The sequence below is a fragment of the Flavobacterium sp. GW821-FHT11G01 genome (assembly GCF_058808175.1).
Genome location: NZ_JBXARK010000005.1, coordinates 318,639 through 344,557 on the forward strand (window position 1 = coordinate 318,639; position 25,919 = coordinate 344,557).

Genomic DNA, 25,919 nt, shown 5'->3' on the forward strand with positions numbered 1-25,919 from the left:
ATTCGGTCGCTTCAGTAAAAAATCTTAAATTACACTCCAATCTAAAAACTTTAATCAAAAAATGTTAAGCAGACAGCACAAACTTTTAGTAATGAAAATTGTTAGTTTGTTCTCTGTGGTAAGAGGTTACAACATTCCAATTATTGTTTTAGCACAATATTTATCAGCCATTTTCATCTTAGCCCCAGAAAAAAGAGCGCTGGATATTTTACTTGATTTCAATTTATTTTTAATTGTTTTTGCGTCGGCGATTACAATTGCGTCGGGTTATATCATCAATAATTTTTACGACAGCCAAAAAGACTTAATCAATCGTCCTAATAAATCAATGCTGGATCGTTTAGTAAGCCAAAAAACAAAATTGTCGGTTTATTTCAGTTTGAATTTCCTGGCGGTATTAATGGCGTTTATTGTTTCCTGGCGCGCCTTTTTATTCTTTTCTGCTTATATTTTCTTTATCTGGTTTTACTCTCACAAAATCAAAAAATATCCAATTGTTGGAAATTTAATGGCGGCTTTTATGGCTGTTATTCCTTTTTTTGCCATTCTTTTATATTTTTACAACAAGATTTCATTTGAAGAAATTGAGGATCACATGAGTCATTTTATGGTAATTTCGGCCCATGCCGTTTTCTTGTTTTTATTGTTGTTGATTCGCGAAATGATAAAAGATTTAGAGAACTTAAAAGGTGATTTAGCGAACGATTACAGAACGATTCCGATACTTTATAATGAAACGGTTTCAAAACAAATCATTACTGTTTTGACTATTTTGACTGTTCTTCCGGTTTATGTTTTGATCAACGTTTATGATGTTGGTTATATGGATATTTACTTTTATGTGTGTTTTGGCGTTATGCTTTTTTTCCTGATTTATTTATGGAAATCAAATTCGAAGGAACAATATTTACTACTTCATAATGTTTTAAAATTCCTGATTGTGTCTGGAGTTTTTTGCATTGTCCTAATTAATCCGAGTGTCTTGTGGCATGGAAAAAATTTAATTTCCCGATTCTAGTAAGCTGTTTCACAGAGATTCACGAAGATTTCGCAAAGATTCACAAAGCTCTTATAAAAACTTTGCGAATCTCTGTGTGAACTCCGTGAATCTCTGTGAAATAACAACAATTCAACTACCTAAAAAAGCCAATTACTACTCTTTAAAACTCCAAAAAACAAGAGCTATTAATCTAAGAACAATGAACTTAAGATTATTTAGCAAGAATAAACTATCTTTGCACAAATTACAGAATTTATGAACAATAAGGAAGGCAATAATAAAAGAGGTGGTTCGAGACCAAACAGCTCGAAATCAAACTCTAGCAAGCCAAAACCTCCTATGGCGAAACGTGCGCAAGGGCCAAAAAAAGTGAAGCCGGCTGTTAAAGCTGCTGAAGAAGAAAAAGCAGAAAAAATTAAAAAACAGAATCAGGCGCCGAAAAGACAAAAAGCTGCAGACGAGATTCGTTTGAACAAATACATCTCTAATTCAGGTGTTTGCTCGCGTCGTGATGCCGATATATACATTCAGTCTGGAAACGTTAAAGTAAATGGCGTTCCGGTTACTGAAATGGGTTATTTAGTAAAATTAAATGATGTTGTCAATTTTGACGGTGTTACCCTTACTCCTGAAAAGAAAGAATACATCTTGTTGAACAAGCCTAAAAACTTTACGACTGCACTTGACGAAGGTCAGGAATATCGTAATGTTCTCGAACTTGTTCGTGGTTCTACAACAGCAAAAATCGCTCCGATTGGAAGAATGGACAAAAACACAACTGGTTTATTGTTATTCACCAATGATACAGATATGATTCGTAAATTTACTTTACCGAGTCAGAAATCGTCTAAAATTTATCAGGTTTCACTAGACAAAAACTTAAAATTTGAGGATTTAGAAAAAATCAGCAAAGGTTTAGTTCTTGACGGACACCGTGTATTTGTTGAAGAAATTAGTTATATTGATAATGAACCTAAGAGCGAAGTTGGACTTAAACTACGTTCATCGAATGTAAAAGTGGTTCGCGCTATTTTCGAAAACTTCGATTATGATGTTTTACGTATAGATCGTGTTTCATTTGCCGGTTTAACCAAAAAGAATTTGCCAAGAGGTAACTGGCGCTTTTTGACCGAACAAGAAATTATCAATTTGAAAAATGTTTAATAAACGATTCAAAATTCAAGAATATAAATCCTGTTTTACTTTTGTAAGATGGGATTTTTTTATTTAGAAACTGAAAAAGTTGTGTCCAAAAAGGGTAAAAATAGATCTTCCCATAGTTTGATTTTTGTCTTCAACTGCTGCTTCGTAACATGAAAATCCTAAGATAATTTTAATTCCTGGCTGGATACTGTTTAAAATTTCTCTTTTTTGTTCTTCAAGAAGTAATTTTAAGCTGTCTAGTAATTGAATATTGTTCTTAAGGTAAGAAACTACTAGTAATGCTGAGAAGTTAAGTATTTCTCTTGCGGTTTCGCTTTTGATTCCGACTTCGTTTGAAATCATTTCAGAAATTCTTCCTTTCTTTTCAGTGAAGATTCCTTTCAATAAAGCGTTTCCTTCTAAACGGTAACAGTCGTCAACTGATAAGATTCTGCCTGATGCAAAATCGACTTCCTGGTAAAAAGTGGAATCATCTGCAATTAATGTGGTAAGTTCTTTGTAAAAACCCGACTCCTCGGCCCTATTATACAATCCCATTAAAATAGTTCCGATCGAGACATCGATCCCTTTTATTAAAAGTGCATCATTTTCAAAATAAAACTTGTTTAACTTTGAAACAACATTAGAAGAAATAAAACGTCTAAGTTCAATTTGTAGGTTAGGAGTCATAATTTAATTATTTAAAAATTATTTAAATTAATTCAAAATAATCGATAAAAGGGGCTTTTTTATCGTTTATCAGGATAAAAATATAAAATATTTTAACATATCCAAAGATTAAGTTAAAAATTTAATAGTGAATTTAACATTTATTTTAAGTAAAAACTTGAAACCACCAATAAACATAACCCTTTCGTTATCAAAATAAAAAGAAAATATTTTTTAAAAAAAGTCAAAACTTTCTATTAAACTTTCTAAAAATAGGAAAAAGCTTAGGTGAATGTTACATAATTAAAACAATAAGTTTCGATATTCCCATGTTACGTGTAAAAAAATACCTAGAAAAATAATACAAAACATAAAATTTATAAAACTCGAAGCAAGAAAACCAAGCAATGATCCTGTTGCTGCTTTTAATGCTCTTTTATGATTTTTAGAATCATAAATAAGTTCTCCGACAAAGGCTCCGACAAATGGTCCAATAATAACTCCAAACGGAATTGGAGACAAAATACCTACAACCAAACCAATATTAGTTCCCCAAATTCCATAAGAACTACCTCCAAATTTTTTGGTTCCTTTTGCCGGAATTATGTAATCTAAAATTGTAATTACAATAGTTATTAAAAGTGTAATTCCCAAAACCCAATAATTGTTTTCTACTGCTTTTGTCAAATACAATAATAACAATCCAACCCAGCAGCTTGACAAACCAGGTAAAACCGGTAGAAAACTACCAAAAATCCCAATAATAATACATATAAAACCAAGCGTGAACAATAGTAAATCCATATATTTTTTTGTAAATTTGTCTTGGACCCCGTCAGAAAAATTAGACAATGCACAGACTTTTAAAATTATTTTTTATTTGTTTTTTGATCTTTCCGATCAATAATATTGCATATGCCCAAGTTAAAAAACTATCTGTCGATGATCAATTACTTCAGGACAGTATTTATAAAAGTAATAAGAAAAAAGTACTAAATTTTTCCATGAAGGAATTTGATGAACTTTTCTTCGAGTATTTTAATCGAAAAAATGACCCAAATATTACTTTAACAAGAACCGAATTTTACAACTATACGGTTCAGATTGCTACTTTTTCTGATCGTTTGGCTCATTTATATCCCGATCAAAAGGAAATTGCCGCAACAAACAAAGAGAAATGGCTTTCAGAAAGCTACGAAGAATATTTGCAATACAAAGCTTCTCAAAAAAAATAATCGTATTTTTATAACTAATTAGTTTACAATCAATATCAAAACCTTGAAAAAGTTTTCCGTTTTTTTAGTTCTTGTCATTTTCGGCTCTTGTCAATATTTTGACAAGCAGGTTCCGTCTGAAAAAGAATTACTTCAAAAAGAGTTAAAAGCAATTAATTGGAAAGAAGTCGACGAATATCCGTCAGTACCTGAATGCGAAAAAATAGCCGACAAAAAACTGCGCCAACAATGCTTTTTTGAGGTTATGGGGCAACTTATTGAGGCGAAATTAGATGTTGATACTTTATCTATTCTTTACCCTGAATTGGATACCATCGAAGTCAAAATAACTGTTTTCCCAAATGCGACTATGAAATTCGAACCACAGTTTCCTAAAGATTCTGTTGCGTACGATACTATTAAAATTGACAGTATCCTACATGCTCGTTTAGTCGATTTTCCTAAAGTAAATCCAGCGATCAAACGCGGAATTCCGGTAAAAACACAATTTATTCTGCCAGTTATTATTAAGGCTAAAGATCAGAAATGATTTTTTTTCACCATATAAGTTAATATAAGAACATTTAATTATTCGTTTTTTCAGGAGCTATTTCCTGCTATCCACTTGTATCTTTTCCTGGCTAAAGAAGCCAGAAAAAGGATACCGCTCCTATCAGGGCTAGGGCACTCCTTTTCATAAGAAAGTTATATTTTAAACCTTCTTCCCTTCCATTCATAAGATCCAAATAAACTATACAAAGCCACAGCCGAACTAAAAAAAGGATAAAGTAAACTACTCAAAAACAAGCTTTTTATTTGGGTTCTGGTAAGGAATTGATTGGTAATATAAAGCAAAACAAAATCTATCCCAAATTTAAAAAAGGCTAACAATACAAATATTGGATACGACCAAATTCCAAACAGTAAAAAGAAAAATCCGATTACAAAACTAAGATTTCCAAAGAAAACAATTAATCCTAAAAGCTTTCCAAAAGTGCTTTTATACGAACTTGTTTTGGCTGCCCAGCGCACTCTTTGATAAAATAAAGATTGCCAGTTTTCTGTTGGTTTTGTAATTACAATCGCTTCTTTCGATTTTAAATAATGAACTTCTTTTGGGAATTTTTCAATTGCTTTTTGCAGTAAAAAAACATCGTCGCCGCTGGCAATTTTGTTGTTTCCTTCGAATCCGTCAAGTTTTTCAAACAAAGATTTGGTATAGGCAAAATTAGCTCCATTACACATAAAAGCTTTATTTAGACCAAAACTTCCAATTGTGGCGCCTTGTAAACTCGTTAAATCCAATTGCTGAAAATGATGCAAGAACGAATTTTTACATTGATACGAAACGGCTCCGGCTAGCATCGAAACCTGATTTTCCTGAATATAATTATCAAAGGTTAAAAGCCAGTTTTCGTTCACAATACAATCAGCATCAGTAGTAATCACCCAATTGGTTTTTACGTGTTGCATTGCAGTCGTAATAGCATCCTTTTTCGGTGAATTTGAAACCCGAATATTATCTATTTGTGAAATGTGAAATGTGAAATGTGAGACTTGAAACTTTTCATTCGAATTATCATCAACTAAAATTACTTCAAATAAATAAGTTGGATAATTTAGTTTTGAAAAACTCTGCAGAAGAGTTGGCAGATTTTCCGCTTCATTTCGAAATGGAACTATAATCGTGAAACTCGTTTTTGGTTGTAAATCTTTCTTGTAGTATTTTTTTATTCGGCGAAAGCCAAAAATCAGCAGACTGATACTGATGAAATAAATTGGCAATATGACAAATAAGACAAAGATCATTCTGCAATTTTTGTTTTAAAATTCAGCACATAATAACTTCCCCAAATCACTGGTAAAACCACATTCAAAAACCACATCAATGTACTTATAAAAACCACAATCCATTCGTTTACATGCAGAATTCCGAAGAAATAAACAGCGACACTTCCTTTTACTGCAAAATCTAAAAACTGAAAGGTTGGCAATGAAGAAGCTAAAAAGTAAACAACAGCAATCGTTGAAATCAGGGTTAAATAAGGTAAATCGACATCAAAAGCCAGAAATAAAAAGTAATATTGATGCGAGAAAACAAGATATCTCAAAATCCCTAAAAGAATGTTTTTACGATGAATGGGTTTCGGAATTTCATTGATTTTCTGAATCAGTTTTTCAATCGAATAGCCTTTGATTTTTATACTTTTTAAGAAGAAAGAAAATAGAAGAAAGAAAATAGATATTGCGATTATTGCTAATGTCCATTTCCAATATCCGAGAAAAAGTAAGCCGATTGTTCCAAAAATCACTGTTAAAATCATCTGGATTCCGTTGCAAATTAAGTTTAGAAAAACCACATTTTTCGCATCTGATTTTGGATAATACAGCGCTTTTCCGGCGTACTCTCCTACTCCGTTTGGCGTAAAAATTCCAGCCGTTAATGCGGCTAAAACTTGTTTTGTCGCTTCTCCTAAAGAAATTTCATGAATAACTTTGGCTAGATTTTGCCATTTTAAAATTTCGAAATATCGATTCAAAACGCTCAAAAGCAATATAAATCCAATTCCTAAAACCGATTGATTTTTACGAAATAAAATAAGGAACTTCTGCCAATCGAGTTTATCGTTGTTTGCCAACTGATTGTAAATAAAATAAAATGCACCGCCTACAATCAAAAGTTTGATCAGAAGAACTAGGAATTGCTTAGCTTTGTGAGGAATTGAAATCATGCCGCAAAGTAAAGGAAACTATTGCGAAAAAGCTATTTCACAAAGATTCACAAAATAATCACAAAGACACACAAAGAGATAAAAAATAAACTTTGTGAAGCTCGGTGCTAACTTTGTGCAACTCTGTGTAACCAAACAAATAATGACAAAAGAACGCATCATATTAGGTATTGACCCCGGAACCACAATCATGGGTTTTGGATTAATTAAAGTCACAAACAAAAAAATGGAATTTTTGCAGTTGAACGAATTGCAATTATCCAAATATGACAATCATTACCAAAAGCTAAAAATCATTTTTGAGCGTACCATCGAATTAATCGAAACCCATCATCCTGACGAAATTGCGATTGAAGCTCCTTTCTTCGGAAAGAATGTTCAATCGATGTTAAAACTCGGACGTGCGCAAGGTGTTGCCATGGCGGCGGGACTTTCAAGAGATATTCCAATTACTGAATACGAACCTAAAAAGATAAAAATGGCGATTACCGGAAACGGAAACGCCAGTAAAGAGCAAGTTGCCAAAATGCTGCAACAGCTTTTAGGCTTAAAAGAGCTTCCAAAAAATCTAGATTCAACCGATGGTTTGGCAGCTGCAGTTTGTCATTTCTTTAATTCCGGGAAAATCGTAGCCGGAAAAAGCTATACAGGCTGGGATGCTTTTGTGAAACAAAATGAAGACAAAGTGAGGAAATGAGATAATGAGATAATGTGCCAATTAGATAATTAGATAATTCCTGATTTAGAATAACTAATTGTAAAATTTTCAACATCCCTATATTACATTATCTCATTATCTAATTGACCAATTATCTAATTAAAAAAATGTCCGGTATCTACATCCATATTCCATTCTGCAAGCAGGCTTGTCATTATTGCGACTTTCATTTTTCGACTTCGATGAAAAAGAAAGACGAAATGGTTTTGGCCTTGTCTAAAGAAATTACCATGCGTAAAAATGAATTTAATAATGATGTTGTAGAAACCATTTATTTTGGCGGAGGAACTCCTTCTGTATTGTCAAATGAAGAAATAAACTTTCTGATCTCCGAAGTTTATAAAAACTATAAAGTTGTAGAAAATCCCGAAATCACATTGGAAGCCAATCCGGATGATCTGTCTTCAGAACGAATTTTGGAATTGTCTAAAAGCCCTATAAACCGATTAAGCATTGGGATTCAGTCTTTTTATGAAGAAGATCTAAAAATGATGAATCGCGCTCATAATTCGGCGGAAGCCAAAAAATGTCTGGAAGAAGCTGTCAAATATTTTGATAATATTTCTTTGGATTTGATTTACGGAATTCCGGGATTGACCGATGAAATGTGGAAACAAAATATCGAAACTGCTTTGAGTTTTGGTGTTCCGCACATTTCCAGTTATGCTTTGACGGTTGAACCAAAAACGGCTTTGAGAAAACTAATTGATACCGGAAAAATTGCTGAACCCCAAGACGAAGTAGCTTCAAATCATTTTATGATTTTGGTAGAAACACTTCAAAAAAACGGTTTTATACATTACGAATTGTCGAATTTTGGAAAAGAGAATTATTTCTCCAGAAACAATTCGGCATATTGGTTAGGGAAAAAATACATCGGAATCGGTCCTTCGGCTCACAGTTATGACGGCGAAAAAAGAGGCTGGAATATTGCCAATAATTCGCTTTACTTAAAATCAATTCAGGAAAATGTTTTACCAATTGAAACTGAGATTCTGTCAAAATCTGATCGTTACAACGAATATATTATGACGGGATTACGGACCATTTGGGGAGTTTCATTAGAACGAATTGAAAAAGAATTTGGTTCAGATTATTTAGATTATCTGAAAAAACAAAGTCAGAAATTCTTAAATGATGATTTGCTTTCGATTGAAAATAACATTCTAAAACCAACTGCAAAAGGAAAATTTTTAACTGATGGAATTGCTTCAGATTTATTTTATTTAAATTTGGAAGAATAAAATTCGCCACAAAGACACAAAGACACAAAAAATAAAACTTTGTGACTTAGCGCCTTTGCGGCATAAAACCCTAATTGTGTTAGCAAAAATCAACAACTTTCAAATCGACTTATCAAAACCCATTGATATTTCTATTCCGTTAACCAATACAGACGAAAACCCAATTGCCTGGTATATTGAAAAACCGGTTATTGAACCCGTTGTTTTTGGCGATTGGATTGGGAAAGTTTCTGAAGGAAAATCATCAACGAACTTTAATAATATTTTCTTTAATCCGCATGGGCACGGGACGCATACAGAATGCCTTGGACATATTACCAATGATTTTTACAGCATCAATCAGGCTTTAAAACAGTTTTTCTTTTTTGCTAAATTAATTACGATTGAACCTGAAAAAATTGGAGAGGATTTCATTATAACCAAAGATCAAATTTCGGCTTCTTTGAAGGGAACAAAAACGGAAGCGATTATCATCAGAACACTTCCAAATCAAAAAGAGAAGAAATCAAGAAAATATTCCAATACAAATCCGCCTTATTTATCTGAAGAAGCGGCGATTTTCATCCGCGAAAGCGAAATTCAGCATTTACTGATCGATTTGCCAAGTGTTGATAAAGAGCATGATGAAGGAAAATTATTGGCACACAAAGCCTTTTGGAATGTAAAAGACACGCATCAATTAAATGCCGATGCACGCTTTGAAGCGACCATTACAGAAATGATTTTTGTTCCAAACGAAATTGAAGATGGCGATTATGTACTCAATCTTCAAATTGCTTCTTTTGAAAATGACGCCAGTCCCAGCAAACCTATTTTATATTCCATTATTCGATAATTAATTAGTAGTTTTATATTACAAACAAATAACAGTCTTGTATTGAAATCTTTAGAGAAAAAAAACTTAAACAGAATTGGTCATAATACAATCCCATTATGCATTTTCCTGACATTTTTTTTCCTGAATTTCAATATCGCATTTAGTCAAAACGAGAAACCAAAAGACACTGCCGATTTTATTTATTATCCTGACAAAATAATGGTAAGGGCAAATTTGAGCACTCAAAGTGACGACTATTTGCTTAATAATAAAAAAGGAACAAATCTTGATCTGGAAACCAATAATAGTTACAAACTTTTTCTGAGTTTTGATTATAAATTTATAGGTTTCAGTTATGGATTTTACCCTAAGTTTTTTGGAGGAAATAAGGACGAAGATCTAAAAGGGAAATCTTCTTTCTCAGATTATAATTTCCGTTTCTTTTTAGGACGCTGGCTTCAAACGGTTAATTACAGCAAAACAAAAGGGTACTATGTAGCCAACATGTCTGATTTTGATCCGAACTGGGTTGAAGGAAAGAATCCGTATCTGCAGTTTCCGGATTTTAAAACAATGCAATTCGGCATGTCGACTTCCTATCTTTTTAATCCAAAATTCTCTCTTAAAAGTATTACTTCTTTTACCGAATGGCAGAAAAAAAGTGCAGGAAGTTTTATTCCGTCTTTAATTTACAATTACAACATAATTAGATCAAAGGCAGAAGAATTGGATGGCAAACAAAAAGAATTTGATATTCGTTTGGCCGCAGGATATTATTACAATTTTATTATTCATAAAAGATTTTATATTGCCCCTAATTTATCTCCTTCTTTAGGAGTAAAATTCATGAATGATAAAAGTAAAGACTCGGGCGTTGAAACTGTGGAGAAAAAAACATACTTCACCAGAAATCTTGACGGCGGCTTAAAAATGGGATATAATTCGGACCGCATCCTTTTTGGTGCCAGCTTAAATTTTAGCGTCAGTTCTTATAATGAGGATAAATACAGTGTTATAAGTAATGACAAAGTTTACGGATTATTGTATTTTGGCTATCGTTTTAATGCCCCTGGTTTTATCGCAAAACCAGTAGAAAAAATTGACGATAAAATTAAAATGTAATTAGAGAGTTGCTAAGGTTCTGAGTTGCTAAGATACTAAGTTTTCTTAGAACCTTAGGGCCTTAGCACCTCAGAACCTATTCAAAAAACATGAATCAAATTACCGTTTCGACCGATAAAAACAAACTTGATGTTCCTTTCATACAAAACTTTCTCAAAGACATTTATTGGGCTGCCGGAAGAACAATTGAAGAAGTGCAAACTACTATTGATGCTTCGGTTTGTTTCGGAATTTACTTAGACGACAAACAAATTGGTTTTGCGCGTGTCATTACAGATTATGTGGTTTTTGGATATGTAATGGACGTTTTTATTACTGAAGAACATCGCGGAAAAGGATATTCGTCTATTTTAATTGAAAATATGATGAACGAACCGCTTTTAAAAAATATTCAAATTTGGAGATTAGCCACAACTGATGCGCACTTTTTATATGAAAAATTCGGTTTTAAAGCTTTGGCACATCCTGAAAAAATGATGGAAAAGAAATTATGAAAACAATTATCAAACTTGAAGAATTAGGTTTATTTATCCTGGGAATCTATTTATTTAGCCTTCTCGATTACCAATGGTGGTGGTTTTTGGTATTAATTTTAGTACCTGATTTTTCGATGCTTGGCTATATTTTCAATACTAAAACCGGTGCTTTTTTATACAATATATTTCATCATAGAGGCATTGCTATTTTGTTATATCTGATAGGTTGTTATTTCAAAATTGAAATTTTGCAACTTACAGGAATTATTTTATTTTCACACTCGTCAATGGATCGAATTTTTGGTTACGGTTTAAAATATGAAAGTGGTTTTAAATACACACATTTAGGTGAAATTGGTAAATAATAAAGATTATGAATCTGGAAACATATTACGAATATTGTCTTTCGAAAAAAGGGGTCAGCGAACATTTTCCTTTTGATGAAGATACTTTGGTTTTTAAAGTGGGCGGAAAAATGTTTGCGCTATCTTCCTTATCGCAATGGGAAAAGAACGAACCATCTGTCAACTTAAAATGCGATCCAGAACGCGCGCAGGAACTCCGGGCAGAATATGATGAGATAAAACCCGGTTTTCATATGAGCAAAGTCCATTGGAATACTATTGCTTTAAACGGCAGTTTATCCACCGCTTTTGTAAAAGAACTCATCGATCATTCGTATGAATTGGTTTTCAAAAGTTTGACAAAGAAAATTCAAAATGAAATTATCGACCCGAGGTAAATTTTTTACCGAACTGGCGGAGCAATTAGAAAATTAGGCATTACATTTGCAGCGTCAATCAAAAACTTAGCAACTCAGTTACTTAGCAATTTATCAAACATGAAAGAACAATTTAAAAAATTTCTAAACGAAGAACAAGATCCAAAAGCGATTGAAAAAATCACCTCAAAACTCAATGATTTATTGATGAAAGGTGAAGAAGTTGGATATATCGCGGTTCAAAAAAAGCCAGCAATTACTGTTTTTCCAGATAGTATTGTATTAACAAACAAAAGAATTATCATCTGTAAGCCTAAAAATTTAGGTCTTTCAATGGATTTTACAGATTATACCTGGGATGAAATCGTTGGGACTTTTGTAAAAGAAAATATTTTAGGTTCAGAATTTTCATTTTCTACAAAAACAGACATTCAGGTTTCTATAGATTACATTCCTAAAATTCAGGCAAGAAAAATCTATACGTATGCTAAAGAGCAATTGGATATTTTAAAAAATCCAGTTTCTACTGCAACACCTGTTCAGGAAGTTATTGAACCAGAATATAAAGAGGAAGAGGCAGAAGATGCAATTGAAGAAGTTGAAACTGAAGAAGTAACAAATTATGCTGAAATTATGCCGGCTGTTACTCCTTCGCCATCTTATGAAACTTATGAGCCAATTCAACCAACTCAGCCTTCAACAGGAGAACGTAAATTAAGTGAATTATCTAAAGAAGAACTTTTTGATAAATTACAGAATTATAAAAAACTTCTTGATAACGGATTGATCATGCAAGGTGAATATGATGCTTATAAAAAAGAGATTTTAAGTTATATGTAATTTAGTCGAAAGTCATAAAGCCGAAAGTTCGAAAGTCATTCACTTTATATAAAAAAGAAAGCCAGAAATAGAAACACTATTCTGGCTTTTTTTTTGACTTTCAGACTTTGGACTTTCGGCTTTATGACTTATAAAGTCGCTTTCTGTTTTTCTACAAAATTATTTGATTGCAGTTCTAATAACTCAGTTGCATTTTTTCGTTGCAGATCGTATAAACTTTTATCTCCTGCAATATCTGCATAAACTCTGTCGTGCATTTCGGCACTGGTTTTTATGAGTAATTCGCGTTGGTATTTATTTTGTTCTAATGTCGCTTTCATTGCCGTTTCCGCTTCTTCCTGTTTGATGTCGAATTCGCCTTTTGGAGCTAATAATTTCGCTATAATTGGAGAAGTTTCAATCGCCAGAAACAACAACATTATAAAGAAAGACGGAATCCATGGTAATTTATTCAAAGCATTAATTCGGGCCATTAAACCATCAAAACCTTCAATGATAGGTTGTGTTTGCGATACTTTTTTATCCAAATCGGCTTGTAATTGTTTGCCTATTTTTTCTTTCTCAGCGATTTTAGCTTCGTTCGTCGTTTTTAAGGTTTCAAATTCTCTTAAAGTTGCGTCGTGCTTTTCGCGTTTCTCTTTATAAACCGGACCTTTTCCTAATTTTTTAGTTCCGGCAGTTCCTTCAGCTTCTGTAATATATGTTGAATATAAAGCGTTTACCTCTTTCTCTTTTTTTACAATATCTGCTTTTAAGGAAGCAATTTCAGCTTTGTTTTTATCTAAATCTGATTTGAAATAATTTCCAACTTGTTTTTTATTGGCCAATTCCATTTCATTTTTTTCCTTCAATAAAACGGTATTGATTTCTTTTTCAAAGATTTTAATTTCTAAAGGTTTCGAAATTACAATCGCAATAATAATCGCCAATATAATTCGCGGAGTCGCTTGTAGAAATTCATCCATAAAGCGATCTCTTTTTTTGATAGTAGAAACAATAAATCGGTCTAAATTGAAGATTAATAAACTCCAGACAAATCCAAAAATAAGGGCAGGATAAATAGAATCAAAAACAGTAAAAAGCGCATAAGCACTGGCCAGAAAAGCCATAACTGCGGTAAAAAAAACGGTGGCTCCAATACCAACATATTTGGTTTGTTCGCCTTCTGAACAGCCTTCAAGAAGATCTCTGTCGGCGCCAGAACAAAGGATGAAAAATTGTTTTAACATGATTGATGATTTTTGATTGATTGATACAGCAAATTTAACGCCAAAAATTTAATTCTGAGGTAAATAGTTGATTTGTTTTTACTTGGCTTAAATAATTTCTGTTTAATAAATGTTATTTAAACATCATTAACTTTCTTTTTTATAAGATTAATCATAACATTATATTAATTTCTTTAACAGGTTTTAGTAACACAAAGGTTCTAGTTTCGCAACAAATCAAACTAAACCAAAATGAAAAAAATTTATTTATTACTAACTTTTATATTATTTGCCTTTTCTGGATATGCTCAAAAAGCCATAATTTCCGGAAAAGTATTAGATATGGATGACAAACTTCCGTTGCCGGGAGCCATGATTCAGATTGTTGGTGAAAACAAATACACGGTTTCAGATTATAATGGTCGTTTTGAATTGCTTAACATTAATGAAGGAACGTACCAGGTACAAGTAAAATATATAGGATATACGGCTATAACTCAGGAAATCAAAGTAGAAGCAGGCAAAAATAATGTTATTGATTTTGCGCTTAAAACTTCAGGAACGGAATTGAATGAAGTGGTAGTTGGAGACATTTTAAAAGGTCAGGCCAAAGCTTTAAATCAACAAAAAAATAATAAAAACATCGGAAACGTAATTTCATCAGACCAAATGGGTCGTTTTCCTGATGCTAACGTTGGAGACGCTTTAAAACGTGTTCCGGGTATCACAATGCAAAATGATCAGGGAGAAGCTCGTAATATTATTATTAGAGGTTTGGCTCCGTCATTGAACTCGGTAACTTTAAATGGTGACCGAATTCCATCTGCAGAAGGAGACAACAGAAACGTTCAAATGGACTTGATTCCGTCTGATATGATTTCGACTATCGAAGTAAATAAAACCTTAACTTCAGATATGGATGCCGATGCTATTGGAGGTTCTGTAAATTTAATTACAAGAGCAACTCCAAACGGCGAAAGAATATCAGCAACACTTGCGGGAGGTTATTTACCAATTCGCGAACACGCTTCTTATACTGCAGGATTAGTTTATGGAAATCGTTTTTTCGACAATAAATTAGGTGCTGTTTTCAGTGGATCCTATAATAATGTAGATTACGGATCTGATAATATCGAAAACGAATGGGTAAAAGATGATTTTGGAAATGAATATTTACAGGCTTCTGAAGTTAGAAAGTATGATGTACAACGTATTCGTCGCAGCGGTTCTGTGGCTTTAGATTATAAATTTGATGAAAATAACACGATTTTCGCCAATGCTATTTATAATTGGAGAGACGATAGAGAAAACCGTTTCAGAACGACTTATGATGATATCGAACCGATCTACAATGGCGAAGAAATTACAGGTTTTGAAGGCCGTGTAAAACGTCAGACAAAAGGTGGAGTTGATAACAACAGAAACAAAAACAGAAGATTAGAAGATCAGCGCGTTCAGAACTATTCGATTCGTGGGGAACATTTAATCAACTCAAAATTAGACTTAGACTGGTCAGCCAATTATGCAAAAGCTAAAGAATATCGTCCGCAAGAGCGTTATATTGAATACCGTCAAAAAGGTTTAGAAATGATGGAAGATTTATCTGATCCAAGATTTCCTTTAATGACAACGGTTGGAGAATCTGTAGATGAATTCAAATTTGATTCGGTTACAGAAAACACAGATGAAACCAGCGAAAGCGAATTTGGAGCAAAAATCAACATCCGTTTTCCTTTCACTATTATTCCATCAGAAAAAGGAAGATTAAGAACCGGACTTAGATTGCGTTTAAAAGAAAAAGAAAGAAATAATATGTTCTATTCTTATGAGCCAATCAATGACGGAATGGAATTATTATCTGAAGTTTCTACTAGTTATTACGATGGAAAAAACTTTAATCCGGGAAGTAAATATGTTCCGGGAACTTTTGCATCGGCTAATTTCTTGGGAAGTTTAGATTTAAACAATCCCGCTTTATTTGATAAAGAAGCAAGTCCTTCAGAATATTTAGCGGTTAATTACAATGCTAAAGAAAACATTTATGCGGCTTACGTAAGATGGGATCAGGATTTTAACAAGAAACTTTCAATGGTTTTAGGTTTCCGTTTAGAAAACACTCATATTGATTACACAGGAAACAGAGTTTTGGACGAAGAAGAATTAGAGAGTCAAATCAACAATACCAACTCGTATACTAATCTATTACCAAGTATTTCATTTCAATATAATGCTACAAAAGATTTAGTTCTAAGAGCTGCGGCAACAACAGCTTTGGCAAGACCAAATTATTATGCATTGGCTCCTTATGTAAACAATATTGCTGCAGACAAAGAAATTACAGCTGGAAATCCAGATCTTGATGCAACATATTCTTATAACTATGATTTCATGGCTGAGAATTATTTCAAATCAGTTGGTTTAATTTCTGGTGGTATTTTCTACAAAAGACTGAATGACTTCATTTACAATTACAGCGATAATCAATACGACAGCGTAAAATTTGGTAATGATTTTCCAAATCAAAACAACCCAATTCCGGTTGGCGAAAACTGGTCATTTGTACAATCAAGAAACGGAGATAAAGTTGACGTTTATGGTTTTGAAGTCGCTTTTCAACGTCAGTTAGATTTCTTGCCTGGCAAATTTTTAAAAGGATTTGGTATCTATTTGAATTACACATACACAAAATCGAAAGCAAAAGGAATTGCTGATGAAGACGGAAATGAAAGAAACGATATTAGCCTTCCGGGAACAACGCCACATATGTTTAATGGTTCATTATCTTGGGAAAACAAACGTTTTTCTGCCAGAATTTCAACCAATTTCACTTCAGATTATTTAGATGAATTGGGTTCTGAATCGTATAAAGACAGTTATTATGACAAGCAATTTTTCTTAGATGCGAATGCTTCTTTCAAAATTACTAAACAACTTCGTGTTTTTGCCGAAGCCAACAACTTAACAAACCAACCGCTGCGTTACTATCAAGGTGTTGAGGCGCATACCAAACAAGCTGAATATTATCAGGCCCGATACAATTTGGGATTAAAATTTGACTTGTAATAACCATTCATAAAATTCTTAAATTAGACAGGATTTTCGAAATTTAACAACGGAGAAAGAGGGATTCGAACCCCCGGACCTTGTAAGATATTAGTTCTGTCTAATTTTATTCAAATGAAACTCAAATGAAAAATAAATTTATAATCACTTTTTTACTTTTAAGTGTTTTATTCATTTCTTGTAAAGATGATAAACTAGCTCTTGTTGCTAAAAATGCATTAAAACCTACGACAGTTACTGAAGCTTTACCTCACGATACCGATGATCCGTCTATTTGGATTCATCCTACTGATTCCACAAAAAGTATTATTGTTGGAACCGATAAGGATACAGATGGCGGTTTGTATGCTTTTGATTTAAATGGAAAAATTGTCGGTAAATCTGAAGTTTTAAAACGTCCTAACAATGTTGATATCGCTTACGGATTAATCATCGATGGAAAAAAAGTAGACATTGCCGTAACTACAGAACGTGAAAGCAACAAAATCAGAATCTTCAGTTTACCTGATCTAAAACCAATTGACAACGGAGGAATTTCGGTTTTTGAAAATGAAGAATTACGCGACCCAATGGGAATTGCTTTATACACACGCCCAAGTGATCATAAAATTTTTGCCATTGTTGGAAGAAAATCCGGAACATCAGGAAGTTATTTATGGCAATATGAACTTTCTGGAAACGGAAAATTTGCCACCGCAAAAATAGTACGCAAATTTGGCGCTTACAGCGGAAAAAAAGAAATTGAAGCTATTGCAGTTGATAATGAACTGGGGACTATTATATATTGTGACGAGCAATTCGGAATCAGAAAATACAAAGCTGATCCTGCTTTGAATGATAACAAGGAAATGGCTTTATTTGGGAAAACTGGTTTTAAAGCTGATAACGAAGGAATTGCGATTTATAAAAAAACAGATTCTACCGGTTATATTTTAGTATCAAACCAACAAGCGAATACTTTTATGGTTTATCCGAGAGAAGGTGCAAAAGGCAATCCAAATAATTATCCATTATTAGCAGAAATTCCAACCTCAACAATAGAATGCGATGGCGCTGATGTGACCAATATTAATTTGGGAGGAAAATATAAAAACGGACTTTTTGTAGCCATGAGCAACGGAATGACCTTTCATTATTATGCTTGGGATTTAATGCAGAAACGTATTGATGACGCTAAAAAATAATTTTTAGGTTTTTCAGCCGCAGGTTTCAGTGTTTTTATTTTTTTTTTTACTGCGATTGAAGACCAAACAAAAAAGCTGTTCGTTATGAACAGCTTTTTTTAATTTGAATTAGTAATTTTCCTTATTCCTTATTCCGTTTTTGGCGCTCCTGCCAAGATTTCTTCGTTTGCAAACTCTTCAAATTTGGCAAAATTCGCTTTGAATTTCTGAGCCAGTTCAATTGCTTTTTTATCATATAACTCAGGATTTTCCCAAGTATTTCTCGGATTTAAAATTTCGCTTGGAACATTCGGGCAAGATTGCGGTTTTGCAATTCCAAACACTGCATGATTTTTATATTCTACGTTATCTAATTCACCGTTTAATGCAGCAGTAATCATGGCACGAGTATATTTTAATTTCATACGGCTTCCTGTTCCGTAAGGTCCGCCTGTCCAACCTGTGTTGATCAACCAAACTTTTACGCCTGCGTCCTTCATTTTTTTAGTTAACATTTCTGCATAACGAGTTGGGTGCAAAGGCATAAATGGTGCTCCAAAACAAGCTGAAAAGTTAGGTTGTGGTTCTGTTACACCCGCTTCAGTTCCGGCCACTTTTGCCGTATATCCTGAAATAAAATGGTAAGCAGCCTGACCTGGAGTCAGTTTTGAGATTGGAGGCAAAATTCCGAAAGAATCTGCCGTCAGGAAAAATATATTTTTTGGATTGTGGCCAATAGAACCTGGCTGAATATTATCAATATGAGTTATTGGGTAACTTACACGCGTATTTTGAGTGATAGAAACATCATCATAATCTACTTCGTTTGTTCCTGCTTTGAAAACCACATTTTCTAAAAGCGCTCCTTTTTTGATCGCTCTAAAAATGTCCGGTTCATTTTCTTCAGATAAGTTAATTACTTTAGCATAACAACCTCCTTCAAAGTTGAAAACACTGTTTTCAGCAGTCCATCCGTGCTCATCGTCACCAATTAATTTACGTGCAGGATCTGCAGATAAAGTTGTTTTTCCTGTTCCTGATAAACCAAAGAAAATGGCAGTATCGCCCGCTTCACCAACATTAGCACTACAGTGCATTGGTAATGTATTTTTGAAAACCGGTAAAATGAAATTTAAAGCAGAGAAAATTCCCTTTTTCATTTCTCCTGTATATCCTGTTCCGCCAATAAGTGCTACTTTTTTAGTAAAATCTAAAATAGCAAAATTAGACTGACGTGTTCCGTCTACGGCAGGATCAGCCATAAAACTTGGTGCACAAATTACAGTCCATTCCGGAGTAAAGTTTGTTAATTCCGACTCTTCTGGTCTTAAAAACATATTATAACAGAACAAATTAGACCAGGCTGTTTCTGTTACTACACGAACATTTAATCTATAATTAGCATCTGCACAAACGTATGAATCGCGTACAAATACTTCTTTATTGGATAAAAACTGTGTTACTTTATTATATAATTTTTCGAAAGCTTCTGATGAAAACGGAATATTAACATTTCCCCACCAAACTTTATCTTCAGTAATACTATCTTTTACGATAAAACGATCCTGTGGAGAGCGTCCTGTAAACTCGCCTGTATTGATTGCCAATGCTCCTGTAGCGTTTTCGACACCTTGTCCTGATTGCACTGTAATAGCATGCAGTTCATCTGCTGATAATTGATAGTGAACTTTGGCATTTTCAATTCCTAATTCCTTTAACGAAATCGATTGCGAGAAAAGTGTGTTAGTGTCCATAATTTAGTCGTTGTGTATATTATTTTTTTAATATAAAACATATTTTACTTTGATCTTTAAGTAGTTATCTTAAAGATATTGAATTGTTATATTTTTCATCAATACAAATGAAAATTAATAAAAATTCACAGAAGTAAAGTTTTATGTTATTTTATGAGACAAAATTAAAGATTAATTTTTAGATAGAATTTTTTATTCTGTATTTTATGATTTTTGCTTAAAAATACTAACAAATAATCCTAACCAAGCGAGAATTAATAGAAAACCTCCTAAAGGTGTTGCGAATACGATAATTTTAGAATCGAATAATGTAAGGTTTTTTGTAGTTAATAAATAGATCGAACCACTAAACAAAATTACACCTGCAACCGTTAAATTATAGATTGTTTTTAAAGCTTTTGGAGTAAACTCTTTTCGGGTTGAAAGAAAAAGTAAAAAGAAAGCATGATACATTTGATAACGAACTCCGGTTTCAAAAGTCACCAGTTGCTCTACCGATAAGTATTTTTTTAGAAGATGTGCTCCAAAAGCTCCCAAAATAATAGCTAACATACCTATAAATGCACCAGTGAGTATAATTCTTCTTTTCATAATTTTCTATACTTTTAATTTTAAACAAAAATACTTCAAAGTATTCAAAAAGCTTTTTACTTTATTAAATCTTTTTGTGAAAAAGAATCCTTTACTTTTTTGTCAGAAATAAAAAAGAATTCATTTTTTTAAATCATTTCAATTGTTATATTTGTAACAATTTAATATATTTGTGTTACATATTTAAAACATGAGAAGCATTTTAATTATCGGAGCCGGAAGATCAGCCTCTTCATTGATACGTTATTTACTATCAAAATCAGAAAGTGAAAATCTACATCTTATTGTAGCCGACTTATCATTGGCTTTAGCCGAAAAAAAGACAGAAAACCATCCTAATGCTACTCCAATTGCTTTAAACATATTTGATACCGATGAAAGAAAAGCTGCGATAGAAAAAGCTTCTATCGTGATTTCGATGTTGCCGGCTCATTTACATATAGAAATTGCAAAAGATTGCCTACAATTCAAAAAACATCTTGTAACCGCCTCTTATATAAGTGATGCCATGCAGGCACTTGACGAAGAGGCAAAAAAGAACAATTTGATTTTCATGAATGAAATTGGTCTTGATCCCGGAATTGACCATATGAGTGCCATGAAAGTTATTGACGAAATTAGGTCTAAAGGTGGTAATATGTTGCTTTTTGAATCGTTTTGTGGCGGCTTGGTAGCTCCTGAGTCAGATAATAATTTGTGGAATTACAAATTTACCTGGGCGCCAAGAAATGTAGTATTGGCGGGTCAGGGTGGTGCAGCAAAATTTATTCAGGAAGGTACTTATAAGTACATTCCATACGGAACTTTATTTCGCAGAACAGAATTTCTTGAAGTAGAGGGCTACGGTAAATTTGAAGCCTATTCCAACCGTGATTCGCTTAAATATCGTTCTATTTATGGTTTGGATGATATTTTGACCTTATATCGCGGAACCATTAGAAGAGTTGGTTTTTCGAAAGCATGGAATATGTTTGTACAATTAGGAATGACAGATGACAGCTATATCATGGAAGATTCTGAAAACATGAGTTACCGCCAATTTACAAACTCCTTTTTACCTTATCACCCAACGGATTCTGTTGAAATTAAAATGCGATTGATCTTAAAAATTGATCAGGACGACATTATGTGGGACAAGCTTTTGGAACTTGATTTATTTAATGCGGACAAGAAAGTGAATTTACCGAATGTGACGCCTGCTCAAATATTAGAAAAAATATTATCTGATAGCTGGACTTTGGCTCCAGATGACAAAGATATGATAGTGATGTACCATAAATTCGGTTATGAATTATATGGTGAAAAAACTCAAATCGATTCGAAAATGGTTTGTATTGGAGACGATCAAACCTACACGGCGATGGCAAAAACAGTTGGACTTCCGGTCGCTATTGCGACTTTATTGATCTTGAATGGAAAAATCACAACTCCCGGCGTACAGCTTCCTATAAAAAAAGAAGTTTATCTGCCTATTTTAAAAGAATTAGAAGAGTATGGTGTTGTTTTTAACGAACAAACCATGCCTTACTTTGGATATAATCCGGACCTTTTTTAGTTCTGATTACTTTTTTTTTGAGATTTTTTTTTAGTTTTTAATTTTATCCGCTTCTATGATACAGAAGCGGATTTTTTTTTGGGAACAAAGGTGCAAAGATTCTCTTTTTTTACGATCTTTGTCCCTTTGAACCTCTGCTCCTTTGAACCTTTTTTTTAACTTATTTCGGAGTCTGAATTGTTATTGGTAAACTGTACATCATTCGAACCGTTTTTCCGCTTTGACTACCGGGAATCCATTTTGGAGAAAGTTTTAAAACACGAATTGCCTCATCCCCTAATCCATAACCCAAATCTTTTATCATTTTAAAATCAGACAAAGTTCCATCCTTTTCAATAATAAACTGGATATATATTTTTCCTTCTATTTTGTTTATCGCAGCTTCAGCCGGCACTTTGAAATTCTTCCCTATAAAATTATAAAACTCAGGGATACCACCTGGAAACTCAGGTTTTGTTTCAATTGGATCTATAATTAAACCTTCAGAATCAGATTTTTCAGATGGTTCATTAACCTGTGAGGAAACTTTTTTGGTTAAATCAGCTTGTTTTTTTGCACTACCATTTCTAATAATTTCTATTCTTTTAGGCCCTTCATCGCGATTTTTCTCATAGGCATTTGTGAAGCCTTCATTTGTATACAAACTTACCTGATGTTCTTGTGGAAATTTTTCGCTTCTGGCATTATTATAAACGAAACTATTATGATAATGAACAAAATCAGTTGCTTTATATTGATTCAAATTAGAATTTAAAGTGTTTCTTCCATCTATCCAAATGGCAAATTTTGACTGATCTTTAAATTTCTCAAACTCACTTTGAGTAAGTTCTTTTTTTGATGGAATTGATGATAAACGAGCAATTGACTTTTTCTCCTGATCAGTCAATTCCGAATATTTTTTTCGCTCAATAGTGCCTGTCTTTTTGTCTTTAAAAACGATGATTGTTTTATCATAATATTTATCGGAAGACAACGTATTCTGTTTGTTTTTGTTTTCTACATCCGTTTTAATTTCCTGAGCAATAGTTTCCACACATAACAGAAACATTAAACCAATGACAACGGGCAAGGCAGCAATTTTCTTTAGAAACGCTGTGTTTTTAGATGTTCTTTTTTTCATCATAATTAATCGTTTTTTTGTTACTAAATAATTCAAATTACTGGCCAAGTAAATCGTTTGACTTCCACTTGCTTTATTTAAAAGCAGATTTTGATAAAATGGAACATCATTATAAGTTTTCACAATTTCCTGATCTGCAAGAAATTCGTGATTGAGCTGTATTGCTTTTTTATAAAATAAAAAGATAGGATTAAACCAAAAAACGGTCATCAAAAACTCCACAAACAAAATATCTAATGTGTGTTTTTGAGTAACATGAACTAATTCATGCGTGTATAATTCTGCTTCAATATTCTGGGTTTTAAAATCATCCGCATTAATAAAAATGTAATTCAGGAAAGTATGTGGCAGAATTTTTTCTTCTACCAAAATCAATTTTGAGTTTTTAAAATCTATCGAAGGATTTCTGTTGATTTTAGATGTAAAGTTTTTAATGTTTCTTCCAAATCTTAAAGTCAATATCAAAGTCACTACTGCATAAAAGCTCCACAAAAAAATCAATTTGTAATTGGTTTCCTCGACAACATTTTGCACCTGAATTATTGGCTGATTGACAACAAGCTGACTTGTAGAATTTACTGGAATTTCTTTGATAATTTCAAATGAAACAAAAGGAATTATTAATGAAATTACGATTGAAAACAGCAGATAGAATCTATTAAACTGATGCATCTTCTCTCTTTCTAATACCAAATGATAAAAGATAAGAAAGACGCTTAAAGCCACGGTTGATTTTATAAGAAAGTCGGTCATTTTTTCTTTTTTTGAAGTTTAAAATCCATTCATTAACTGAATTTCCAATGCTAATGATGCGATAGAAATATGTAATTGCCTAATTCAATTGTAATAGCATGTCTTGGTAGACGTTTATAATTTTATGAATTCAACTATTTTATTTGCAATTTCATTTTGTCCATTTTCGCTAACCAGATAATTTCTGTCATTCTCATTTGTTAAATAGCCAATTTCTACTATTAGTGCGGGGCATTTTGAGTTTTTAAGCACATAATAGTTCGCCTCTTTAACCTCTCCTTTAGCAAGTTTTTCGTTTGAGATTTTATCAACTAAATTTTCAGCGCTTTCTTTTGATTTTTCATAAAAACCATTTTGTTTTGAAACATATGCATTTACTCCATTTTCATTCAGATTTTTTGAACTATTTACATGTAAAGAAATTACCAAACTCGGATTTATCTTGTTTATTTTCGATACCCTTTCACTTAATTCTACAAAACTATCGTCGTTTCTAAGCAAAATAATTTCAATTTCATCTTTGCCATTCAATACGCTTATTTTTTTAGCAATATTTTCCACAATTTTCTTTTCTTGCTCGGCACCTATTTGTGCTCCACTATCTTCCCCGCCGTGTCCAGCATCAATTACTATAGTCTTTTTGATGCCCAATGGTAATGGTTTGAAAGCAAATAATAAAAACAGTGTCAAAATACCTGAAATAGCTAAAGATTTCATTACTAAAATTTTTGTTTTTGAAGTGATTTTTGTCATCATGATAAGTCGTTTTTTTGTTGATAAAAAATTTAAATTACTAGCCAGATAAATGGGCTGCGAAGTACTTAATTTATTGAGTAAAAGCTTTTGATATAAACAAACATCAGTGTGTGCCATTATTACATTTTCATCTGCCAAAAACTCATGGTTAAGCTGCATGGCTTTTTTGTAAAAAATAAAAATCGGATTGAACCAAAACAATGTTTTCAAAATTTCTATAAAAATCACATCAAGAGTATGTTTTTGCTTTACATGGGCAATTTCATGCGTAAACAATTCTTGTTCTATTAATCCATTTTCAAAATCATTTTGATTTATGTAAATGGAATTCCAAAAAGAATAAGGCAAAGTTTCTTCTGAGAGTAAAACCATTCTTATGTTTTGATACACAATGATTTTAGACACTTTAGCCTTGGATGTGATTCTATAAATATTTTGGATAAACCGATAGCTTAGTATTAAAGTAATTGCGATATAAGTTATCCATAACAGAGAAAGCCAATAATTAGTTTGTTCTTCTGTGTTTATACTTGTCACTTCTTCCTGAATTGGAAGAGTGTTTGCCGTCTGAAACTTAATTACATTATTGTACGCAATAGGAATATCTTGTTGAATTTCAAAAGATGTAAAAGGAACTACTATTGAAAACAATAAACTGACTAATAAAAAGTACCTGTTGAAGCGAAACATTTTTTCTTTTTGTAAGAACAAATGGTACACAACCAAAAGGACACTTAAGCTAACTGTCGATTTTATAAGAAAGTCGATCATTTTTTCTTTTTTTGAATTTCTGAGTCGATTATTTTTCTGAGATCTTCCAATTCTGAAGCTGATAGATTTGTTTCGGTTGTAAAAAACGAAGCAAATTGTGAGGCCGAATTATTAAAAAAATTGCTGATTAATCCGTTTACGTGTTTTGAAAAATAAACGGTCTTTTTTACCAATGGATAATATTCTCTTGAATTCCCAAATTCGTTATAAGCAACAAATTTTTTGTCAATCATTCGTTTCAAAAGCGTTGCAACAGTTGTTGTCGCCGGCTTTGGTTCTGGATACGCTTCAAGCAAATCTTTCATAAAAGCTTTTTCAAGCTTCCAAAGATGTTCCATTAATTGTTCTTCTGAGTTTGATAGTTGCATTTTTTTAAGGTTCTAAGGTTCTGAGATACTGAGTTGCTAAGATTAAATTCTTTATTCTTTATTCTTTATTCTTTATTCTTTATTCTTTATTCTTTATTCTTTATTCTTTATTCTTTATTCT

General features: G+C 32.6%; 25 protein-coding genes. 15 read left to right on the plus strand and 10 right to left on the minus strand.

Going from position 1 to position 25,919, the window contains the following annotated elements:
* The first annotated feature begins 61 nt into the window (after nt 1-61).
* Together AC1RRN_RS12020 and AC1RRN_RS12025 are read left to right on the plus strand one after the other, a co-directional pair.
* The gene (locus tag AC1RRN_RS12020; protein ID WP_492967527.1) at nt 62-1,018 is read left to right on the plus strand and encodes a geranylgeranylglycerol-phosphate geranylgeranyltransferase; all 957 of its coding nucleotides are present in this window, start codon (nt 62-64) and stop codon (nt 1,016-1,018) included.
* A gap of 237 nt (nt 1,019-1,255) precedes the next feature.
* Complete coding sequence (locus AC1RRN_RS12025) at nt 1,256-2,164, plus strand: pseudouridine synthase (protein WP_492967528.1); 909 nt, start codon at nt 1,256-1,258, stop codon at nt 2,162-2,164.
* A gap of 63 nt (nt 2,165-2,227) precedes the next feature.
* Here the strand turns inward: AC1RRN_RS12025 and AC1RRN_RS12030 are convergent, their stop codons facing one another.
* Together AC1RRN_RS12030 and AC1RRN_RS12035 are read right to left on the minus strand one after the other, a co-directional pair.
* Nucleotides 2,228-2,833, minus strand: a complete 606-nt coding sequence (locus AC1RRN_RS12030; protein ID WP_492967529.1) for a DUF937 domain-containing protein — start codon at nt 2,831-2,833, stop codon at nt 2,228-2,230.
* Between the two features lie 282 nt (nt 2,834-3,115).
* Nucleotides 3,116-3,616 (minus strand): DUF456 domain-containing protein, encoded by a 501-nt coding sequence (locus AC1RRN_RS12035; RefSeq protein ID WP_492967530.1) that lies wholly within the window; start codon nt 3,614-3,616, stop codon nt 3,116-3,118.
* Nucleotides 3,617-3,663: 47 nt separating this feature from the next.
* Here AC1RRN_RS12035 and AC1RRN_RS12040 point away from each other — a divergent pair, with 47 nt between their 5' ends.
* Both AC1RRN_RS12040 and AC1RRN_RS12045 read left to right on the plus strand, forming a co-directional pair.
* A complete protein-coding gene (locus AC1RRN_RS12040; protein ID WP_492967531.1) occupies nt 3,664-4,047 on the plus strand; it encodes a hypothetical protein in 384 nt (127 codons plus the stop codon).
* 43 nt (nt 4,048-4,090) lie between these two features.
* Nucleotides 4,091-4,576, plus strand: coding sequence for a hypothetical protein (locus tag AC1RRN_RS12045; RefSeq protein WP_492967532.1), 486 nt, complete (start codon nt 4,091-4,093; stop codon nt 4,574-4,576).
* A 155-nt stretch (nt 4,577-4,731) separates the two neighbouring features.
* On the opposite strand, the gene AC1RRN_RS12050 is transcribed toward AC1RRN_RS12045, so the two are convergent.
* Nucleotides 4,732-5,835 carry a glycosyltransferase family 2 protein gene (locus AC1RRN_RS12050; protein WP_492967533.1) on the minus strand — a complete coding sequence of 368 codons (1,104 nt, stop codon included), beginning with the start codon at nt 5,833-5,835 and terminating at the stop codon, nt 4,732-4,734.
* Complete coding sequence (locus AC1RRN_RS12055; RefSeq protein ID WP_492967534.1) at nt 5,832-6,758, minus strand: hypothetical protein; 927 nt, start codon at nt 6,756-6,758, stop codon at nt 5,832-5,834. Before AC1RRN_RS12055 ends, AC1RRN_RS12050 begins: the two co-directional genes overlap by 4 nt.
* Before the next feature lie 142 nt (nt 6,759-6,900).
* Here AC1RRN_RS12055 and ruvC point away from each other — a divergent pair, with 142 nt between their 5' ends.
* The 8 genes from ruvC to AC1RRN_RS12095 all read left to right on the plus strand — a co-directional run bounded on the left by ruvC (nt 6,901) and on the right by AC1RRN_RS12095 (nt 12,696).
* A complete protein-coding gene (gene ruvC, locus AC1RRN_RS12060; protein ID WP_492967535.1) occupies nt 6,901-7,455 on the plus strand; it encodes a crossover junction endodeoxyribonuclease RuvC in 555 nt (184 codons plus the stop codon).
* 128 nt (nt 7,456-7,583) lie between these two features.
* A complete protein-coding gene (gene hemW, locus AC1RRN_RS12065) occupies nt 7,584-8,720 on the plus strand; it encodes a radical SAM family heme chaperone HemW (RefSeq protein ID WP_492967537.1) in 1,137 nt (378 codons plus the stop codon).
* 76 nt (nt 8,721-8,796) lie between these two features.
* Complete coding sequence (locus AC1RRN_RS12070) at nt 8,797-9,555, plus strand: cyclase family protein (RefSeq protein WP_492967538.1); 759 nt, start codon at nt 8,797-8,799, stop codon at nt 9,553-9,555.
* 42 nt (nt 9,556-9,597) lie between these two features.
* Entirely contained in the window at nt 9,598-10,659 is a 1,062-nt protein-coding gene (locus tag AC1RRN_RS12075; protein WP_492967539.1) for a DUF4421 family protein, read from the plus strand.
* Between the two features lie 89 nt (nt 10,660-10,748).
* Nucleotides 10,749-11,153: a GNAT family N-acetyltransferase gene (locus tag AC1RRN_RS12080; protein WP_492967540.1), complete on the plus strand. Its 405-nt coding sequence runs from the start codon at nt 10,749-10,751 to the stop codon at nt 11,151-11,153.
* On the plus strand, nt 11,150-11,500 hold the full coding sequence (locus tag AC1RRN_RS12085; RefSeq protein ID WP_492967541.1) for a DUF4260 domain-containing protein: 351 nt from the start codon (nt 11,150-11,152) through the stop codon (nt 11,498-11,500). Before AC1RRN_RS12080 ends, AC1RRN_RS12085 begins: the two co-directional genes overlap by 4 nt.
* An 8-nt stretch (nt 11,501-11,508) precedes the next feature.
* On the plus strand, nt 11,509-11,877 hold the full coding sequence (locus AC1RRN_RS12090) for an MmcQ/YjbR family DNA-binding protein (RefSeq protein ID WP_492967542.1): 369 nt from the start codon (nt 11,509-11,511) through the stop codon (nt 11,875-11,877).
* 99 nt (nt 11,878-11,976) lie between these two features.
* On the plus strand, nt 11,977-12,696 hold the full coding sequence (locus tag AC1RRN_RS12095; protein ID WP_492967543.1) for a PH domain-containing protein: 720 nt from the start codon (nt 11,977-11,979) through the stop codon (nt 12,694-12,696).
* 128 nt (nt 12,697-12,824) lie between these two features.
* On the opposite strand, the gene AC1RRN_RS12100 is transcribed toward AC1RRN_RS12095, so the two are convergent.
* On the minus strand, nt 12,825-13,925 hold the full coding sequence (locus AC1RRN_RS12100; RefSeq protein ID WP_492967544.1) for a DUF4407 domain-containing protein: 1,101 nt from the start codon (nt 13,923-13,925) through the stop codon (nt 12,825-12,827).
* A 231-nt stretch (nt 13,926-14,156) separates the two neighbouring features.
* Here AC1RRN_RS12100 and AC1RRN_RS12105 point away from each other — a divergent pair, with 231 nt between their 5' ends.
* Nucleotides 14,157-16,967 (plus strand): TonB-dependent receptor, encoded by a 2,811-nt coding sequence (locus tag AC1RRN_RS12105; RefSeq protein ID WP_492967545.1) that lies wholly within the window; start codon nt 14,157-14,159, stop codon nt 16,965-16,967.
* A 125-nt stretch (nt 16,968-17,092) separates the two neighbouring features.
* Nucleotides 17,093-18,151, plus strand: a complete 1,059-nt coding sequence (locus tag AC1RRN_RS12110) for a phytase (protein ID WP_492967546.1) — start codon at nt 17,093-17,095, stop codon at nt 18,149-18,151.
* A gap of 128 nt (nt 18,152-18,279) precedes the next feature.
* Here AC1RRN_RS12110 and pckA read toward each other — a convergent pair whose 3' ends face one another.
* Nucleotides 18,280-19,884 carry a phosphoenolpyruvate carboxykinase (ATP) gene (gene pckA / locus AC1RRN_RS12115; protein ID WP_492967547.1) on the minus strand — a complete coding sequence of 535 codons (1,605 nt, stop codon included), beginning with the start codon at nt 19,882-19,884 and terminating at the stop codon, nt 18,280-18,282.
* A gap of 204 nt (nt 19,885-20,088) precedes the next feature.
* The gene (locus tag AC1RRN_RS12120) at nt 20,089-20,475 is read right to left on the minus strand and encodes a DUF423 domain-containing protein (protein WP_492967548.1); all 387 of its coding nucleotides are present in this window, start codon (nt 20,473-20,475) and stop codon (nt 20,089-20,091) included.
* Between the two features lie 190 nt (nt 20,476-20,665).
* On the opposite strand from AC1RRN_RS12120, the gene AC1RRN_RS12125 reads away from it, so the two are divergent.
* Nucleotides 20,666-22,030: a saccharopine dehydrogenase family protein gene (locus AC1RRN_RS12125; RefSeq protein ID WP_492967549.1), complete on the plus strand. Its 1,365-nt coding sequence runs from the start codon at nt 20,666-20,668 to the stop codon at nt 22,028-22,030.
* Between the two features lie 160 nt (nt 22,031-22,190).
* On the opposite strand, the gene AC1RRN_RS12130 is transcribed toward AC1RRN_RS12125, so the two are convergent.
* From AC1RRN_RS12130 to AC1RRN_RS12140, 3 genes are all read right to left on the minus strand, one after another.
* Nucleotides 22,191-23,903 (minus strand): energy transducer TonB, encoded by a 1,713-nt coding sequence (locus AC1RRN_RS12130; RefSeq protein WP_492967550.1) that lies wholly within the window; start codon nt 23,901-23,903, stop codon nt 22,191-22,193.
* Between the two features lie 114 nt (nt 23,904-24,017).
* Nucleotides 24,018-25,430, minus strand: a complete 1,413-nt coding sequence (locus tag AC1RRN_RS12135) for an N-acetylmuramoyl-L-alanine amidase (RefSeq protein ID WP_492967551.1) — start codon at nt 25,428-25,430, stop codon at nt 24,018-24,020.
* The gene (locus tag AC1RRN_RS12140; protein WP_492967552.1) at nt 25,427-25,798 is read right to left on the minus strand and encodes a BlaI/MecI/CopY family transcriptional regulator; all 372 of its coding nucleotides are present in this window, start codon (nt 25,796-25,798) and stop codon (nt 25,427-25,429) included. The genes AC1RRN_RS12135 and AC1RRN_RS12140 overlap by 4 nt, the downstream gene beginning before the upstream one ends.
* Between the last annotated feature and the right edge of the window lie 121 nt (nt 25,799-25,919).

Bases quoted from the DNA above. Each gene is read 5' to 3' on its own strand.
- AC1RRN_RS12020 (WP_492967527.1), top strand. From the start codon at position 62: ATGTTAAGCAGACAGCACAAACTTTTAGTAATGAAAATTGTTAGTTTG.
- AC1RRN_RS12025 (WP_492967528.1), top strand. From the start codon at position 1,256: ATGAACAATAAGGAAGGCAATAATAAAAGAGGTGGTTCGAGACCAAAC.
- AC1RRN_RS12030 (WP_492967529.1), bottom strand. From the start codon at position 2,833: ATGACTCCTAACCTACAAATTGAACTTAGACGTTTTATTTCTTCTAAT.
- AC1RRN_RS12035 (WP_492967530.1), bottom strand. From the start codon at position 3,616: ATGGATTTACTATTGTTCACGCTTGGTTTTATATGTATTATTATTGGG.
- AC1RRN_RS12040 (WP_492967531.1), top strand. From the start codon at position 3,664: ATGCACAGACTTTTAAAATTATTTTTTATTTGTTTTTTGATCTTTCCG.
- AC1RRN_RS12050 (WP_492967533.1), bottom strand. From the start codon at position 5,835: ATGATCTTTGTCTTATTTGTCATATTGCCAATTTATTTCATCAGTATC.
- AC1RRN_RS12055 (WP_492967534.1), bottom strand. From the start codon at position 6,758: ATGATTTCAATTCCTCACAAAGCTAAGCAATTCCTAGTTCTTCTGATC.
- ruvC (WP_492967535.1), top strand. From the start codon at position 6,901: ATGACAAAAGAACGCATCATATTAGGTATTGACCCCGGAACCACAATC.
- hemW (WP_492967537.1), top strand. From the start codon at position 7,584: ATGTCCGGTATCTACATCCATATTCCATTCTGCAAGCAGGCTTGTCAT.
- AC1RRN_RS12080 (WP_492967540.1), top strand. From the start codon at position 10,749: ATGAATCAAATTACCGTTTCGACCGATAAAAACAAACTTGATGTTCCT.
- AC1RRN_RS12085 (WP_492967541.1), top strand. From the start codon at position 11,150: ATGAAAACAATTATCAAACTTGAAGAATTAGGTTTATTTATCCTGGGA.
- AC1RRN_RS12090 (WP_492967542.1), top strand. From the start codon at position 11,509: ATGAATCTGGAAACATATTACGAATATTGTCTTTCGAAAAAAGGGGTC.
- AC1RRN_RS12095 (WP_492967543.1), top strand. From the start codon at position 11,977: ATGAAAGAACAATTTAAAAAATTTCTAAACGAAGAACAAGATCCAAAA.
- AC1RRN_RS12100 (WP_492967544.1), bottom strand. From the start codon at position 13,925: ATGTTAAAACAATTTTTCATCCTTTGTTCTGGCGCCGACAGAGATCTT.
- AC1RRN_RS12105 (WP_492967545.1), top strand. From the start codon at position 14,157: ATGAAAAAAATTTATTTATTACTAACTTTTATATTATTTGCCTTTTCT.
- AC1RRN_RS12110 (WP_492967546.1), top strand. From the start codon at position 17,093: ATGAAAAATAAATTTATAATCACTTTTTTACTTTTAAGTGTTTTATTC.
- pckA (WP_492967547.1), bottom strand. From the start codon at position 19,884: ATGGACACTAACACACTTTTCTCGCAATCGATTTCGTTAAAGGAATTA.
- AC1RRN_RS12120 (WP_492967548.1), bottom strand. From the start codon at position 20,475: ATGAAAAGAAGAATTATACTCACTGGTGCATTTATAGGTATGTTAGCT.
- AC1RRN_RS12125 (WP_492967549.1), top strand. From the start codon at position 20,666: ATGAGAAGCATTTTAATTATCGGAGCCGGAAGATCAGCCTCTTCATTG.
- AC1RRN_RS12130 (WP_492967550.1), bottom strand. From the start codon at position 23,903: ATGACCGACTTTCTTATAAAATCAACCGTGGCTTTAAGCGTCTTTCTT.
- AC1RRN_RS12135 (WP_492967551.1), bottom strand. From the start codon at position 25,430: ATGATCGACTTTCTTATAAAATCGACAGTTAGCTTAAGTGTCCTTTTG.
- AC1RRN_RS12140 (WP_492967552.1), bottom strand. From the start codon at position 25,798: ATGCAACTATCAAACTCAGAAGAACAATTAATGGAACATCTTTGGAAG.